General features: G+C 40.7%; 12 protein-coding genes and 1 pseudogene. All 13 read right to left on the reverse strand.

Annotated features, from left to right (window positions below; translation table 11 throughout):
* Positions 1–119 precede the first annotated feature (119 nt).
* The 13 genes and pseudogenes from D8793_RS10320 to D8793_RS10380 all read right to left on the reverse strand — a co-directional run bounded on the left by D8793_RS10320 (position 120) and on the right by D8793_RS10380 (position 15,928).
* Positions 120–824, reverse strand: a complete 705-nt coding sequence (locus D8793_RS10320; protein ID WP_125371788.1) for an MIP/aquaporin family protein — start codon at positions 822–824, stop codon at positions 120–122.
* A gap of 70 nt (positions 825–894) precedes the next feature.
* Entirely contained in the window at positions 895–2,721 is a 1,827-nt protein-coding gene (gene glpO, locus D8793_RS10325; RefSeq protein ID WP_125371789.1) for a type 1 glycerol-3-phosphate oxidase, read from the reverse strand.
* A 41-nt stretch (positions 2,722–2,762) separates the two neighbouring features.
* Entirely contained in the window at positions 2,763–4,271 is a 1,509-nt protein-coding gene (gene glpK / locus D8793_RS10330) for a glycerol kinase GlpK (protein WP_125371790.1), read from the reverse strand.
* 157 nt (positions 4,272–4,428) lie between these two features.
* Positions 4,429–5,856: an AcpB/EbpR/MafR family transcriptional regulator gene (locus D8793_RS10335; RefSeq protein ID WP_125371791.1), complete on the reverse strand. Its 1,428-nt coding sequence runs from the start codon at positions 5,854–5,856 to the stop codon at positions 4,429–4,431.
* A 192-nt stretch (positions 5,857–6,048) separates the two neighbouring features.
* Positions 6,049–6,561: a DUF6630 family protein gene (locus tag D8793_RS10340; protein WP_125371792.1), complete on the reverse strand. Its 513-nt coding sequence runs from the start codon at positions 6,559–6,561 to the stop codon at positions 6,049–6,051.
* 134 nt (positions 6,562–6,695) lie between these two features.
* On the reverse strand, positions 6,696–7,139 hold the full coding sequence (locus tag D8793_RS10345) for a hypothetical protein (RefSeq protein WP_125371793.1): 444 nt from the start codon (positions 7,137–7,139) through the stop codon (positions 6,696–6,698).
* Between the two features lie 75 nt (positions 7,140–7,214).
* Positions 7,215–8,102, reverse strand: a complete 888-nt coding sequence (locus D8793_RS10350) for a DUF4300 family protein (RefSeq protein WP_125371794.1) — start codon at positions 8,100–8,102, stop codon at positions 7,215–7,217.
* A gap of 312 nt (positions 8,103–8,414) precedes the next feature.
* A complete protein-coding gene (locus tag D8793_RS10355; protein WP_125371795.1) occupies positions 8,415–8,726 on the reverse strand; it encodes a hypothetical protein in 312 nt (103 codons plus the stop codon).
* 113 nt (positions 8,727–8,839) lie between these two features.
* Positions 8,840–10,609 (reverse strand): glycoside hydrolase family 13 protein, encoded by a 1,770-nt coding sequence (locus D8793_RS10360; protein WP_125371796.1) that lies wholly within the window; start codon positions 10,607–10,609, stop codon positions 8,840–8,842.
* A 238-nt stretch (positions 10,610–10,847) separates the two neighbouring features.
* On the reverse strand, positions 10,848–11,519 hold the full coding sequence (locus D8793_RS10365; protein ID WP_125371797.1) for a CPBP family intramembrane glutamic endopeptidase: 672 nt from the start codon (positions 11,517–11,519) through the stop codon (positions 10,848–10,850).
* Positions 11,520–11,934: 415 nt separating this feature from the next.
* Positions 11,935–12,477 (reverse strand): annotated as a pseudogene (locus D8793_RS10370) (GNAT family N-acetyltransferase).
* Between the two features lie 722 nt (positions 12,478–13,199).
* Positions 13,200–13,958, reverse strand: coding sequence for an HNH endonuclease (locus D8793_RS10375; RefSeq protein ID WP_125371798.1), 759 nt, complete (start codon positions 13,956–13,958; stop codon positions 13,200–13,202).
* Positions 13,959–13,969: 11 nt separating this feature from the next.
* Positions 13,970–15,928 (reverse strand): DUF2075 domain-containing protein, encoded by a 1,959-nt coding sequence (locus D8793_RS10380; RefSeq protein WP_125371799.1) that lies wholly within the window; start codon positions 15,926–15,928, stop codon positions 13,970–13,972.
* Between the last annotated feature and the right edge of the window lie 5 nt (positions 15,929–15,933).

Genomic DNA, 15,933 nt, shown 5'->3' on the forward strand with positions numbered 1-15,933 from the left:
CTTTTCTCCTGATTTTAGATTGATTTAGCAAAGTCTTCGATGAAATTTGAAAATCTATACAAAAATACTCTTCTCCAAGCATGTATCAATCTTAGAGAAGAGGATTGGTTTATTTTATTCTAAAATAGGGAGAAGACTACTACTGCAAGGACGGCACCAATGATTGGACCGACAACTGGAATCCAAGCATAGCTCCAATCACCATTTCCTTTGTTTGGAATCGGAAGGAGGCTGTGCATGATGCGAGGTCCTAAGTCACGAGCGGGGTTGAGGGCATAACCAGTCGTTCCACCAAGTGAGAGACCAATTCCGACAATCAAGGTTCCGACTGCAAAAGTGCCAATGCCTGCTTGCAGCTTATAAAGTCCAAGAGCGAAGATAGTCAGCACTAGAACAAAAGTTCCAAGGATTTCGCTAATCAGGTTCGAGAAGGTATCTTTAATAGCTGGGCCAGTGCTGAATGTGCCAAGGATATTAGCTGGATTTTCTTCAGCCAAATAGTGAGGCTTGAACTGCAGGAAGACGAGGAACTGTCCGACCATAGCCCCTGCAAACTGCGCAAGGATGTACGGAAGAACAGATGCCCAAGGCAAATCACCTTTGAGAGCTACTCCGATGGTTAGGGCAGGATTCAGATGGGCTGGACCAAGATTGCCAGATACAAAAGCAGCGATGGCAACGGCAATCCCCCATCCCATGGTAATCACAATCCAGCCAGAATTGTGACTCTTAGTTTTGGGAAGCACCACGCCTGCAACGACGCCATTTCCCAAAAGGAGCAAGAGCAGGGTCCCTAAAAATTCACCAAATATTTCTTTCATCATCTATATTACTCCATTTAAAAGAAGGGGAGGCTAGACAGGAGAACTGGTCCGCCACCTCTTCTTCTATTTTCTATTTTTTCAATTCTGCTAAATCATTATTTGCAAGGGCAGCTTCTAGGTCATTGCGATAAGCTGCTTTTTCTTCTTCTATCCAGTCGTAGAATCGTCCCATTTCATCCAGAACAGGCTCTACAATCGCATCTAAACTATCGCGCATAAAGAGCATATGATTTGTCCGGCGAAGAAGGAAGTCTACTGGGCTGAGTGCTAATTCATTACGCATCGCATAGTGGAGTGACAAGGTATCCGCTAGGCTAAGTCCTGGCGCTTGCTCGATGCTGTGAGCGAGAGCAAAGACTTTAGGAGCATTTGAACCATAAAGGTTGGCAAGGTAGAAGGCTTCTTTGCTGTCTAAGCCGCGTGATACACCAAGTTGCGCAAAAGCTTCGATTTCGGAATCCACATTAGCTGGGTTGAGTTCTCCGCCTGAAACAGGGTAGGTCTTGGAGTTGATGAGCTTGAAGCTGCGGTCGAATTCCGCTTTGAGGATGTCAACCACGCGCTCCATAGCGCCTTCTGCCATCTTACGATAGTCCGTAATCTTACCACCAGCAAGGGTCAAGAGGCCATTGTTATCACGTTCCAGACTGGAACCGCGTGACACGGCAGATGGATCCAAGTGTTTTTCAGAAGTGCTGCTTTCAAGCTTAGTAACAGCCGCTTCGACATCCTCACGAGATTTTTCTTTAGCCAAATAGCTCTCAACAGTCGCAATCAGTGCATTGAAACTTTCGTCGCTAATGGTACCGTTGTTTCCGCCATTGTAGTCAGAAGCGCTATTGCCTGCAATCAGAGGACGCAAACCTGCCCAGCTGCTTTCGATGTCGTCAATTGTGATCTTTGCTTCTGGGAAGCGATTATTGACAATTCCCAAGAGGTAATCCACATCTTCTTGTGTTACTTTTGGATGCTCCAGGTCACCAGTGTAGTCAGTGTCTGTCGTACCAAAGTAGGTTTTATTTTCACGTGGAAGAACAAAGACCATCCGGCCGTCTCCCAAGCCTGTATCAAAGTAGACTGGCTGAGAAACCTTGATCTTGCTAGAGTCAACAACCAAGTGAACACCCTTGGTTGGACGCATTTGTGAGTATTGCTCACCATCATTTGAAAGATTGCGCACCTTGTCACTCCAAGGTCCAGTTGTGTTGATGACTAGGCGAGCCTTGATTTCAAAGACTTCATCAGTCAAGAGGTCACGCGCAACAACACCAGTAATCTTTCCAGCTTCATCAAAGAGGAAGCCTTCTGCCTTGACGTGGTTGGAAATGAGGGCACCGTCTTGGTTGGCGCGTTTGATATTTTCAATCACGAGGCGTGCGTCGTTGTTGCGGAAGTCAAGATAGACACCGCCGCCGACCAGGCCTTCCTCCTTGAGTTCAGGTTCCCGTTCTAGCACTTCTTCCTTGCTCAAGACCTTGTTGGCAGCAGGAGTGTTGTTAACACCAGCCAAGAGGTCATAGAGATCCATAGCCACTTTGAGACGGAAGAGGCTAAATGTCGCTCCATCCTCATCGTAAACTGGCAAGAGCATTGGATCTGGCTTTGGAATGTGAGGGGCAATTTGCTGAACCACAGCACGCTCTGAAACTGTATCTGAGACCACCTCTACGTCGAATTGCTTGAGGTAACGAAGGCCACCATGGACCAGTTTGGTAGAACGGCTAGAAGTCCCTTCAGCAAAGTCCTGCATTTCAATCAGACCGGTCTCCAGTCCACTAGCTGCCGCTTGCAAGGCTACCCCAGCACCTGTAATCCCACCACCGATAATCAAGAGGTCCAAGGTGCGTTCCTGCATTTTTTTAATTGATAATTCACGTGTTTTCTTTGAAAATTCCATATTTACACACTTTCTAACTGAGTCGCTTTATTCTTTCAGTATTAGTCATCGATTTCCGCAAAGACTTGAGTTGCTTTGACAGCTTTTTTCCATCCTTTGTAGAGTTGTTCCTTGCGGGATTCATTCATAGACGGCTCAAAGAGTTCTCCAGTTTCATTGAGAGTGCGGAGTTCGTCTAAGTCTTTCCAGTAGCCTACTGACAGTCCTGCCAAGAAGGCTGCACCGAGAGCAGTTGTTTCTAAGTTTTTAGCGCGGGCAATATCGATTCCCAATATGTCAGCCTGGAACTGCATGAGGAAGTTGTTCATAGCAGCACCGCCATCGACTTTGAGGACTTGAATAGCAGTCTTGGCATCCACCTGCATGGTGTCGATGATGTCGCGTACTTGGTAAGCGATGGATTGCAGAGTAGCCTTGATAAAGTCTTCCTTGCTGGTTCCGCGGGTCAAGCCAAAGACAGATCCACGTGCATTTTGATCCCAGTAGGGAGCGCCCAGACCTGTAAAGGCAGGTACGACATATACTTCGTCATTGTTGTGAGAATTGAGGGCATATTTTTCAGATTCTGGTGAATTTTCAACCATCCGAAGACCGTCGCGCAGCCATTGAATGGCACTTCCGGCAATGAAGATAGAACCTTCTAAAGCATAGTAAACTTTTCCATTGATACCGTAGCCGATGGTTGTTAAGAGGTTGTTTTCAGACAGCTGCATCTCTTCGCCAGTGTTCATGATGATGAATGAACCAGTTCCGTAAGTATTCTTGACCATGCCAGGCTCAAAAGCTAGCTGTCCAAAGAGAGCCGCCTGCTGGTCACCAGCCATACCAGAGATTGGAACTTCTCCACCATAGAAATGGAAGGCAGCTGTTTTTCCATAGATTTCTGAGTTAGAGCGAACTTCAGGAAGCATAGCCTTTGGAATGTTAAGGATTTCCAAAATCTCGTCGTCCCATTTGAGTTCCTTGATGTTATAGAGCATGGTACGGGCAGCATTTGAGTAGTCAGTCACGTGAGCCGCTCCGTCAGTTAATTTCCAAACCAGCCAGGTATCAATAGTACCAAAGAGCAATTCGCCCTTTTCAGCTCTTTCTTGTGCTCCCTCTACATGGTCCAAAATCCAGCGAACTTTGGTAGCAGAGAAGTAAGCGTCAATAATCAAACCAGTCTTTTCGTGGAATTTTTCCACATAGCCTTGGCTTTTCAGTTGCTCAGCCAGAGGAGCAGTCTGGCGAGATTGCCAAACGATAGCATTGTAGATAGGAAGACCTGTATTCTTATCCCAGACGACAGTTGTTTCACGCTGGTTGGTGATACCGATGGCTTCGATTTGGTTGGGTTTGACTCCACTTTCGATGAAGGCACCGGCGATAACGGACTGCACTGAGTTCCAAATTTCATTGGCATTGTGCTCAACCCATCCAGCTTGAGGGAAAATCTGAGTAAATTCTTTTTGACTGGAGCTAACTTTTTCTCCTTTTTTGTTAAAGATGATGGCGCGGGAACTAGTTGTTCCTTGGTCAATGGCCATGATGTATTTTTCTTGTGACATGAACTGTCCTCCTAGTAAAAATCTTGAGGATGTTTCCTCTACAGTAACTAGTATATAAAATAAAACGCTTTCTTTTTTATCAACTTTTTTTAAATTTTAAAAAAATCTGAGGAGATTGTGCGAAAATCACAAAGAAACCTGGATTTCTCCAAGTTTCTTAATGAAATATCATGTGACGGATTTGAGCCAAATCTTCCAAATCTAAGTCATTTTTTAAATAATAGACGGGAACCTGCTGGGTCTGATGAATGGGATTGTTGGTGATGATGAGGTCATAATTTCTGGTAAGGTCGTAGGATTCAATCGTAATAAAGCGATTGTACTCTAAGTACCGCCTTAAAATGGCTGTCATCCTGGAAACAACTATAAAGCTATCTATCAAGTCCATGCCTATCTTGATGACTTGACCGTCATTTTCAGCAATGTATTCCATCAGCTGGAGCCATTCCCACAACACCTTTTTATCCAGAGATGTTCCCTGCTGGAAAATAGGCAGTTTGCTAAAAATAGTGTCTGCCACTTGTCGATAATCGTCTTCGCTCCATAAGTAAGGATGGCGCAATTCCAAATCATGCTTGTATTTGTCTTGCAAGAGATAGCCTCGGAAAAGAAAGACAAGGGCGCAGAGCTGACTGAGTTCGTAGGTCACTTGATCTTCGATGTAGTCACCTAGTAAGTCCTGAGACTTCATCTCTTGAATGATTTGCGTAATCAGACTGGCAATTTCACCGCCGAATCCCAGAATATATTCCATGGTGTGCAAGGGCAGAATCCGATGGGAAATGAGAAATGAAAAGAAAATCATCATTTCCCCGTCTTCCTGACTCAGGGTGATGTGCTGTCCGGCAAAGAAATCATTTGTCCGGCGATGCAGACGCTGATAAAAGATATTTTCAAAATAACCCCGCATCTTCTGCTCAATGTTTTGAAATTGACAGGCATTGACGCGCAGGCGCTGCTGAGTAATATGCGCCCAAAGAGTCAAGTCCAATCGCTGTCCTTGCGAGAGCTGGGCTCCACAGAGTTCTTCTAAGACGGCAACTTCCTGCCTTCTTTCCGATTTTTGAAGTTCTCTTTCCCAATCTTGACTGGACCAAACCTTGCGAAAGAGGCAGAAATAAAAATAGCGGATCTGGTGCTCAGGCCCTTTCAAACGACCATTTTGGATAGATAGCTCAAACTCTGATAAAATCTGATTTAGACCAGCTATATGGCGGCCGAGGGTCGCTTCGCTAATCATCAGCTCTTGGGCCAATTGATGAGCTAAAAACTGCTGATGATAGAGCAGGTAGTTTAAAATCTCGTATTTGACGGCATTGCCTAAAAAGAGTCTGCGAATATCTCGTCCCTTGGTATCAGGTCCGACAAATAGACTGAGCGTTTCGTCCTGAAGCTGGATGGATAAGGCTGCATGATGTTCTATAGCCTTGTCGTTAATCAAGCTAATGTACTTGGTCAAGGTTGCTTTCGAGAAGCCGGTTTCAGTCATAACGTCCCTCAAACTGGATGTAGAATGCTGCTGTAAATAAGACAGGACAATAAACTGCCCCGCTTCACTCTTTTCCATTAAGTCTGCTAGATACATTCGAAAACCCTTTCAGTTTGCTAATCTTAGCTTAACACAAAAAGAAAAAAAGACGAAGCAATCTGCTTCATCTGCCACATCCTTTTAAGCATAAGCGAAAAAAGGAAACCTGAACCAGCGGGATACTTTTCCCAGCTGTCTCAGGCTTCCTTATGTATCATCAGGATTAGTTCACCTTTTTAAGCATGGTATTTACATATTCTTTGCAAAATCCAAACGGAACCCAACCTTTTGACCTAATTGAGTCAGTTCAGTCAAAGTCCCCCTGCGACAGACAAACATGACATAGCTGTCGCTATCAATGTCCATTGCTCCGACGCAGTAGCCTGCTTCCTCCCATTTTTCATCCAAGACCTTGCACCATGATGGAATGTCTCCATCTTCATCTAGCCACTCATCTTGCAGCGGGAGATTCCTTTGACCTGCCAATTCTTTCGTGAAATAGGTGAAATCCTCTAACTCAGCATTCCAATCTAGCTCAATGGCATCACCACTCTCAATTAACTCATCCGCAATCCCGATCCAAACGATGGTATCTTCTGATTCATCGTCCTCTATCCCACGATCGTCATACCTTTCAAGATTTTCATCAAAGTAGTCCCACGGTGAGGCAAGACAAGCTTCTATAGCCGAACGGACAGAGGTGTCCTCTGTAAGCAGTTCAACCATGCTCATAAAAATTTCTTTGTTCAGTTCATTTGTCATAACTGACTCCTTTCTTGTCCATAAGGACATATTTTTAACGTTATTGAAAAGAATTTTATCTATAATCCCGACTAATCTTAGTCACGGGATTGATCGTTTAGGGAATTATCGCTTATTCGTTTAAGAATGTTTCATCATCCATAGTGTTCAGAACCTTCAACATCTCGGTAGTGGAATTCTAAATCTGAAATCAATTTTTCGCCATATTCCAATAATTGAGCTTTAGTGAGAGAATTTACATTCTTGTCAGAAAAAGCAAGCTCTGCTTTCAAGTCAACTTGACAACTTCCAACAAGAGTCGCTTGGATATAGGCTGCATAGTCATTGCTAGCAGATGTCCAGCCCATTAGTTGAACGTCCATTTCAAAGCGAATGAACAATTCTCTATCATTCTGCTGCAAGTCTACAATAGTAAGACCGTCGCTATCATGAATTTCGGATGAATCAACCATATCTAGCTTTTCTCTATTAAGATAGGGCAAATTCTCAGATAATGCTTTGAAGACGGACAATTCCTCTAATTGATGAGCAATAAATTCCCATAAAATAATTTCTAAATCGTCTTTACTAAACTCCATTAGCAAGTATTTCCTTTTTTAAAATCAGCACTAAAATAATAAAAGTAGCAGAAAATGATTGGTTGCAACTTTCCTCTATTTCCCCTCTACCCACTTATCATTGTCCATGATAAAGGGCTTGGCCAATCCTTCTCCTGTGTAGTCTTTATATTTTGTCTGCAAGTATTTGTAGACATCTTCCTTGGTCGCAAACTTGATGGCCTGATACGGCTCTTCAAAGGTCAGCTTTTCGACAAACAGATAGCCGTCTTTATCTGGAACCAAGACGCCGACATGCCCTACAAAGAGAGAATCTCCGTCAAGATTGTCGTGAACTATGACAGAAAGCATCCGAGCCTTTTCATTAAACTTGAACTGTTTGAAGTATTCCTCCATCTTCTTAGCATGGACTTTTACATCTTGAGTCGCTTCAGTCTTGACTCTTGAGAATAGGATATTAAATTCTTCCTTATCCTTGGCATCAAAGAGTTTCCCCTTGTCAATCGAATCATTATCGATGAACAAGAGTTCGTCGTCCTTTGCCATTTGAGGAATTTCGATGCTATTTTTCAGCAAAGTATAGGTATTAATCCGACAATTTGTCCCGATAAAATCGCCCTTCTTTGCCTGCCATAGAGGATTGATTTTTTCTACGTCATATTCGGTTTTGGTAAATTTAGTGAAATCGCCTGTTAAACCAGTCGAGCCAACAAGACCGTTGTAGTCATTGACTAGATTGACAAAGCTATCGACACTGTCTTTATCCAAGTCGGCAGCCAGTAAACTCTTAACTTCTTCGACACTTTTTTTACTATTTATATTTGAATAAGTGGCCTTCCATGGATATGTTTCCGAGCTAGTCTGACCAACTGCTGGATTCTCTTGACTCCCGCTTGATTGCTTTTGTGCCTTCCCACATGCGGCTAAAGCAAGAACTGCCAAAGTGCAGGCACTCATCAACATAATCTGTTTTACTTTCTTCATTCTTTCGTCCTGTTTGCATTTTTACTAAGGTGATTTCAAAGGTTCCTCTTGTTATTATATCAAGAAATACTGAAAAACAGAAAGAAAAGATCTAATTTGATTAGAAACTTCCTTGTTCTTGAAATCACATTTGAACTGAAAGAGCAACATTATAAAACAAACACAAGAGTCAATGGAGCTATTTCCCCTAAGCAAAAAATGACTGCACTTTTATCAACGGCAGTCACTTTGATTTATGAATTAATGAACAAGATAGAGTAGCTAACTCCAAATGCCAACTTAAAGAAAATGAATCACTATACACTGGTAAGTTTACTTAATCTTGTGCTTGTTCATCTTTTCTTCGAAGATAGCCGTCATGATGGCGCGCAATTCTTCACGCTCCTTTTCAGGAAGCTCTCCTGCTTGCTTGGCCACAGCGTAAAGTTCTGGGTATTGCTTGGCAACTCGCTCAACCGTCTTGGTCGTTGCATGCCCTCTCACAAGGAAAGGAATTTGCTTAAGCCATTCTTGTGGTACCAGCGCCAAAATCTTTTTAGCTGCTTCCTTATCGCTAATGACGGCTGTACTAAGCCCCTCTTTGATCTGCTCCTGCTCTTTTTCGGTAAAATCTTTTAATTCCATACTGAACTCCTCTTTTCTACTAAGTTACTTGCTCTTCTTAAATAGACTGCTCTTAGATTGGGTTTTTGAAATTTGAGTAACTCTGACAAGTCTTTAAGTTAGATTTCCAAAAATTAATTTGTAGCAGATTCCAAATCTTCCGCAAAGATCACAAAGCCTTTTGGTAAGATATGAAGCTGCCCAGACAAGATTTGGCAATGACTTGCTAGAGCTACAGCATCACTGTCTTCTACAAGATAGTTTTCAGTTGATTGGTTAAAAATAGCTTGGACCTTTTGTCCATCGTAATTCCATTCCAGAGATAGCACATCAGGCTTGATTTCTTCTAGACCATATTTCCCATGCTGGATAATGCCTGAAGCATCCTTACGAAGATGAATCAACTTCTTCATGAAATTAAGCATGTCATTGCTTTCGGAAACACGTTCCCAAGGCATAACGCGACGACAATCTGGATCTGGTCCTCCGTCTAATTCTAGCTCAGTTCCATAGTAGAAACACGGTGTTCCTCTTTGTAAAAAGAGGCAGGCAAGGGCAGATTTAACGAGTTGGACATCTCCCTTGGCAGTAGCTAGAATACGCTCCGTATCATGCGAATCCAGAAGATTAAACATCACTTCCGAAATCTGCTTTCTATAATACATAGACTGACCATTAATCTCATCAATGAATTGACTGGTCTTCTTGACCCCACGCAAAAAATAATCCTTGATACTATCAGAGAGAGGATAGTTCATGACCGCATGGAACTCATCACCATTTAGCCAAGGCTGAGACGTGTGCCAGACTTCTCCAAGAATATAAAGGTCAGGCTTTTTAGCCAAGACAGCCTTACGGAAATCTCTCCAAAATTGATGGTCCACTTCATTGGCCACATCCAGGCGCCAAGCATCGATGTCAAACTCCTCAATCCAGTAGGCCGCAACGCTCAACAAATAGTCCCTCACTTGAGGATTTGCTGTATTAAGCTTGGGCATATAGCTCTCAAAGGCAAAGGTATGGTAAGGGAGCTTTCTTGGATTTGCAAGCTTATCCTTTGTCACTGGGAACTCCTGAATGTGGAACCAGTCTTTGTAAACTGAATTTTCTCCATGTTTGAGAACATCCTGCCACTGTGGAGATTGGTCTCCGATATGGTTGAAAACAGCGTCCAGCATGATTTTCATGCCTCTCTGATGGGCCTCATCCACCAGTTGACGGAAAGTTTCCTTGTCTCCAAAATGATGGTCAATTTCAAAATAATCCGTCGTATTGTACTTGTGATTGCTTGGGGATTCAAAGATCGGACAGAGATAAAGGCCTGTAATACCCAAGTCCTGCAAGTAATCCAGATGGTCAATAATTCCCTGTAAATCTCCACCAAAGAAATCCTCACTTTTAGGAGTGATTGACGAATCCCAAGCTAGAGAGCCTTCTGGTGAAATCTCAGGATTGCCATTGGCAAAGCGTTCTGGAAAAATCTGATACCAGACCGTCTTTGAAACCCAGTCAGGAACATGACAAGCATCAATTTCATGAATATAAGGAAGCTTAAAGCCATTCCCCTCGTAATGAAGGTTTTCTAGCGTGTTTTCAACACACCCTTTATCGCCATACAAGATACTCTGGCCTTGCTTATCCTTAATCTCAAAGAGATACTGAAGTCGCGCATAGCTGACTGAAACCTCTACCTGCCAATAATCAAACAAAGCATCGGAGGTGACTTTGACCATTTCCTTACTCTCTTCATAATGGTCCTCCATAAAAATAAAAGGATCTCCATAGTGCAAAGCTATACCTTCGATATCTCCCCTTTTCGTCCGAATGCGAATGTGCATTGTCTTATCTTTATAAAGATAAGCATACTCCGACTCTGGCCTGTGGTAAATAGCTGACAATTCCATATTTCTCTCCTAGATTTCTCATTAAAAGCTCATCGGAACCCTATGCAAACGATTTCAAAACCTAGTAGTAGTATATCACTTTAAAAAAACGATTGCAAGGTGTTTTTTGGATATATAGTAAAAAGCCTTGAGAACAAGGCTTTTACCATATACTTACATGAATCATATTACTCAAGAAATGTATGCGACAGTTATCGGCTCTATCCTATATAGTGAAGTCCAAAGTTAAATAGATATTTTACATATGAAACATTAGAAAAACAATACCTATTGTATTGGCCAGAATATGTGACAAGGTTGTAATCAAACAATTTTTAGTCTTTTTATAAATAATGGAATAGATGATACTATCAACAAAAATCATCAAAACATCATAGCTAACAAGTTCAAAACTTCCACTAGCAATATGGGCTACCGCAAACAATAAAGACGACACAATAGCACAAAGCCAAAATGGAAAAATTGTCATTGACTTACCAAGAAAGAAACCTCGCCATGCGATTTCTTCTCCTAAAGCCGCAATTATTACTTGAACCATAAGGAGTGGTATTTTATCGAAAGATAACATAGAATCCGTTCTTCCAACAATATGACTGGTGAATGCACCCTTAAATACCAAATCGCCAATAATTAACGTTGCTACAGCAGTTCCTATCGGGAGTAAAACCAAAATAATTACCCCTTGTTTTTTCAGATCATCAAAAAATGATTTAAAGCGCAAACCTGATTCTATATGTGATTTTTTATCAAAATGTTCAAGAACAAAGAAAAAGAGAATACCAATCAGTACGGTGAGACCTGATAAAGAAAGTTCAGGTATTATCTTTGTCAAAGACAATACTGCCATTAGAAACAAACCAATGATTGTAGTATATATAGACTTTTTATCTATTTTAGCAAAATCAAGCATAAATATTTCTCCTTAACGTTAGTAGGGCGACATGGTTATTCTTTTGTTGAATAATATAAATCCAATTCTCGAATCGGAATCAATATTAACAAATCTTACTTTATAACAATTTTTTGTATCTTGAATTATCAAATTAAGTGCACAATTCAAGACTTAAAAAAACTTTCGCTAAAAGGTCTATGGGCTTTCACGAGCAAAGTTGCACACTCAACAATTCGCTGTTGTCGCCTGAGAAGAATATCTCTTCAACTTGGATGATGAATCAGCTCGTACAAGCAGTGATACCGCCTCAACATGAAACGAGTGAACACTAAGTATGTCAAGTGAACCTGTCTGCATATAGAAACATATCTATAAACCTTTTAACGATAGCAAAAGGTTATCGTTAAAAGGTATTCCCTCGACAAACTGGGATTTACTTAAATGAAATCCACTCTGCCTTTGAAAGACAGGTTATGCGTTCTGTGCAAAGAACACCTTCCAATGCACATGTAACATTCTCTTTTTTATGATGATAACGGAAACTACATTTTTCCTGAACTCTCTTTGACTTTGTATTGCCGTCAAAATAACCTCACCACATTTTCTCCAGATTCAGGTCATCAAATCCATGTCTCATAATCTCACGAACTGCTTCCGGTATAAGCCCCTGACCCCAATACGGAACTCCTATCCAGTAACCAATCTCCCCCTCAGTATCAGGAATACCTATATTACTTGCAGAGCCCATCATCAATCCTATGCTACCCACTGGCTGCATTGTTTCTTTTAAAACTATGGCGTATGTCTCAGGTGCGGAAAAATGACTTTTTATAATCTCCCTACTGTTTTCAACACTGGTATGTACAGGCCAACCTGCAATCGGACCAACCTCTGGATTACTGGCATATTGGAATAAATCATTGGCATCTCTTTCTTCCCATGGGCGAAGAATCAATCTTTCCGTTTCTAAAATCATTTTTCCCCCTTAAATTCTAATTTAATTATTTCTTTTTCCTAGGTTTAGGTGTTCGCTGTTACCGTATCGTATCGTCGTACACTTCTCACTCTACGACAGCTATCACATAGGCGGAACATCTTCTTCTACTTCGCTGATAAATCAAGTCGTACAAGCAGTGACACTGCCTCTACGTGGCTCGAAAGGCCCTGATTGATAACAACATAATAGAGATATTCCGAGATAGTCCGTTTGTCTATGGAAACATATCAACTCAAATATGTAGTAGAAATATCTCCGCTTCTATCGTTGTCAATATCACAGCCTAAACCTCGCCTGTATTCGGGAACTGATCTGCAATTCCCTTTATATTTCCTATTATAATGCCAAAGTCAATATCGCAGAAACACCATCGTCTCACCCCTGCCTGTTCGCAGTACAAGGGATAGGTCAACGACTATTTTCCAGTCCATCTGGATCCACAATTCCCATGCACTCGACCTTAATAGTCAAAAATTCACACGATAAATCCACCAGTACTGTTTGCCTAGTCAATCAAAATGCAGTCTTTGATACAATCGAATGTGTAGTTAATTCCTCAAAAGCGGCTTGAAATAACGTTATTTCTGATGTTTTTCCTGCAACAGATTTACTCTTCCATTAGTCATTTATTTAATAGAAAGGATACCGTCCCATTGATTCTGTTACCGTTGCGATACCTCTTCTTTCAATAATTAAAAGGTTTAGTAATAACTCAACAATTGCTCCAATGATATATTTATGCCAATTTCTTCTAATAGAGCTTTTCTTTGTCGATATAGATCATACAATACCTCTTTATACTCTAAACCATAATGTAATAAATTGTGACAATTACTACAGAGCGATACAATATTTTGCTCACGGTCTAAATCAATTCCTGGAAAATCACGATGAGCGGATAAAGGAATTAAATGATGTGGCTCCGTATAATTGGTAGGACTATTTCTTCGTTTAAAAACGAAATGCATCTTATCCACTTCACACAAATACTGCGCCCGTTTCAAAGCATTTTTCGATTCATACTGCTTTCGAGGGTATATGTACTGTGAACGTTCTGCAATTAAAGGGGCTTCCCTCGGAGTAGTATCGTATTGAATTTCCTGATTCAAATGTTCGATAAATTGCCTTTCCTCTGCTCTTTCCGTTTGAAAGTCTTCCCTAATATTCTCTTTAGATAAAATCTCTTTAGCTTTTTCTCTTGCTTTTGGGTCTACGCGTTTGCTTTCTATGATAATACGTAATGCTTCCTTCTCCTGTCCCAACTCAAATATATGTCGAACTCTTGGAATACGAAAGTTTTGACTTTCTGACTTCGATCCCGGATTTTCCAATAGGATCTTTTGGGCCAATTCATCTTTTGAAATGGACGAATCTTTTAAATCATAATAAAAATTTACAAATACAGCTTTTCCAACTGCTGCTAACGTTTTATTTAAATCTTCATACTTTGTGTCCTTCAAAACATCACCCCTCAGACTACTTCCATTCCAGTACTCTTCAAATATTGGAAAATTCTATCATAATATTCCCTGTTCCTTGACGGATCTTCATCTGAACCTTCAGGAACATATATAATCAATTCCTGTCTTGCTCTTGTTAATAAAACTCTATAAGCATTTTTTAGATATCTCTGTCTTTGTTCCTGATTAACATGGTTCCATTTCGTACCCCTGAACTTAAAATAATCAAAGCCATCTCTCGTATACCTGAAATCTGCATCCCAGGCTAATACTGCATAATCGACCTCTAAACCTTGCACTTTAAATTCAGACGCTGCCACTTCTAAATAATACGATGAGTCAACATTATCCTTTCCATTCAAAAACCACCCTACATGATTTATATCTGATGGAACCCATATTCCTTCAGCTCGCAGTCTTTTCCCTTCTGAGCTTGCTAAAAGCCCATACCTTTCTGTCCCACGAGCCTTATCTTTTACCCATTTTTTTGCAATTTCAAAATTCCTTGTCAAAAAAATCGGATATGTTTGTTTAAGCCCATAATAAACACTTTTGGCATCATCTGCCCTTTCATCTAACAGCAATTTCACGAAAAGGGCTAATTTTTCACTTCTGAATGAGCGTAGTGAAACTCCTAAATGCAAATCTGAAATGCAATGGTACTCTCGTCCATTCAATAATGTTGGGATGTCTGATTTCCCTACATATTCTGTATCTGTAATTTTATCCGACAGATAAATCTTCCAATCTGGAGAATTATTTGCTAAAGTTTCAAACCAATCCTGAATTCCTGCTTCTCCGTTGTATATTTCTTGTCCACCACCCACAAGACAAACTATAACAGCCCAATCTTCATGTCGGTCCATAATGCTAATCAGAAATTCAGGTTCTGACTGATTAAAATCGGGAGTCCCTTTTTTTCGCCTCATAAAATCAGCGAGTGACTCTTTGTTCCATGCTCTTTGAGCCTCATCAAAAATAGCTAGTTTCTCTACTGGTGCCATATATGTTGTTAAAGCATCATCTCTAAATTTATGAATAATTTGAATAAAGGTTTTCGTTTCTCGAAAAGCATTTTTCTTAGTTATGCCTTCTCTCTCCGAGCGATTTATTGCAAGCGCATTTTGCAAAACATCAACTAGTAGACCATTTCCTGAAAGAAAAACAGCATGTTCATCTTCATTAAAATGATGACGTTCGTTTGCTATATTCAAGCCTGCTAGAGTTTTTCCAGCACCAGGTACTCCTGTAACAAAGCATATAGCTTTTTTGCCATTTTTCTTACACTGATCAATTATATTGGAAATTGCCTCTGTCGTTATTGTTAAATTCTTTGCACCAGCATCATTCCTAGAAATATCCTCGACATCATGTTTTCTATACAAAGCCTGCGCAGCTTCAATGATAGTCGGTGTTGGAGCATATCTTGAATTTATCCACTCCAGTGCAGATAACGACGTATCATTAATTCTCGAAATAGTTTCTCGAATAGTACTTCCAACATTATTTTTATTACAGAAAAGTGTGTTATGAATATTATCTTCCATACAGTAATATTCATTCTGTTTCTCTGCCGCCTTAGTTGAAACATTAATAGGAACAAGATGCCTAGTCCTACTTTTATCATGAAAGTATTTCAAATCCAACGCATAATCCATCACCTGATCAGTGGTAGATTTTTTGTACTCTTTATCTCCTACCTTAAACTCTAAGAGAAAAATAATTCCTTCTATTATGCATATCACATCGACCCTATGCCCCATCCTCGGGATATTATATTCAAAAATAATATCACCTTGAGAAAACTCAATTAATTGTTCCTTTAAAATTTGAATCTCCGATCTCCAAGCCATCTTTTGGAGATCGGTAGTTTCAAACTCGTCATTAATCAATAATTGGCCGAGAACAAGCTCATCATCCTCTAATATGAAGTTGTTTATAGAATTAAAATAGTATGCTCTTCGGCTCATATGTA

The sequence above is a fragment of the Streptococcus cristatus genome (assembly GCF_003943465.1).
Classification (GTDB): domain Bacteria; phylum Bacillota; class Bacilli; order Lactobacillales; family Streptococcaceae; genus Streptococcus; species Streptococcus cristatus_C.

What these genes read in the sequence shown, in the direction of transcription:
- D8793_RS10320 (WP_125371788.1), bottom strand. Translation starts at nt 824, where the DNA reads ATGATGAAAGAAATATTTGGTGAATTTTTAGGGACCCTGCTCTTGCTC.
- glpO (WP_125371789.1), bottom strand. Translation starts at nt 2,721, where the DNA reads ATGGAATTTTCAAAGAAAACACGTGAATTATCAATTAAAAAAATGCAG.
- glpK (WP_125371790.1), bottom strand. Translation starts at nt 4,271, where the DNA reads ATGTCACAAGAAAAATACATCATGGCCATTGACCAAGGAACAACTAGT.
- D8793_RS10335 (WP_125371791.1), bottom strand. Translation starts at nt 5,856, where the DNA reads ATGTATCTAGCAGACTTAATGGAAAAGAGTGAAGCGGGGCAGTTTATT.
- D8793_RS10340 (WP_125371792.1), bottom strand. Translation starts at nt 6,561, where the DNA reads ATGACAAATGAACTGAACAAAGAAATTTTTATGAGCATGGTTGAACTG.
- D8793_RS10345 (WP_125371793.1), bottom strand. Translation starts at nt 7,139, where the DNA reads ATGGAGTTTAGTAAAGACGATTTAGAAATTATTTTATGGGAATTTATT.
- D8793_RS10350 (WP_125371794.1), bottom strand. Translation starts at nt 8,102, where the DNA reads ATGAAGAAAGTAAAACAGATTATGTTGATGAGTGCCTGCACTTTGGCA.
- D8793_RS10355 (WP_125371795.1), bottom strand. Translation starts at nt 8,726, where the DNA reads ATGGAATTAAAAGATTTTACCGAAAAAGAGCAGGAGCAGATCAAAGAG.
- D8793_RS10360 (WP_125371796.1), bottom strand. Translation starts at nt 10,609, where the DNA reads ATGGAATTGTCAGCTATTTACCACAGGCCAGAGTCGGAGTATGCTTAT.
- D8793_RS10365 (WP_125371797.1), bottom strand. Translation starts at nt 11,519, where the DNA reads ATGCTTGATTTTGCTAAAATAGATAAAAAGTCTATATATACTACAATC.
- D8793_RS10380 (WP_125371799.1), bottom strand. Translation starts at nt 15,928, where the DNA reads ATGAGCCGAAGAGCATACTATTTTAATTCTATAAACAACTTCATATTA.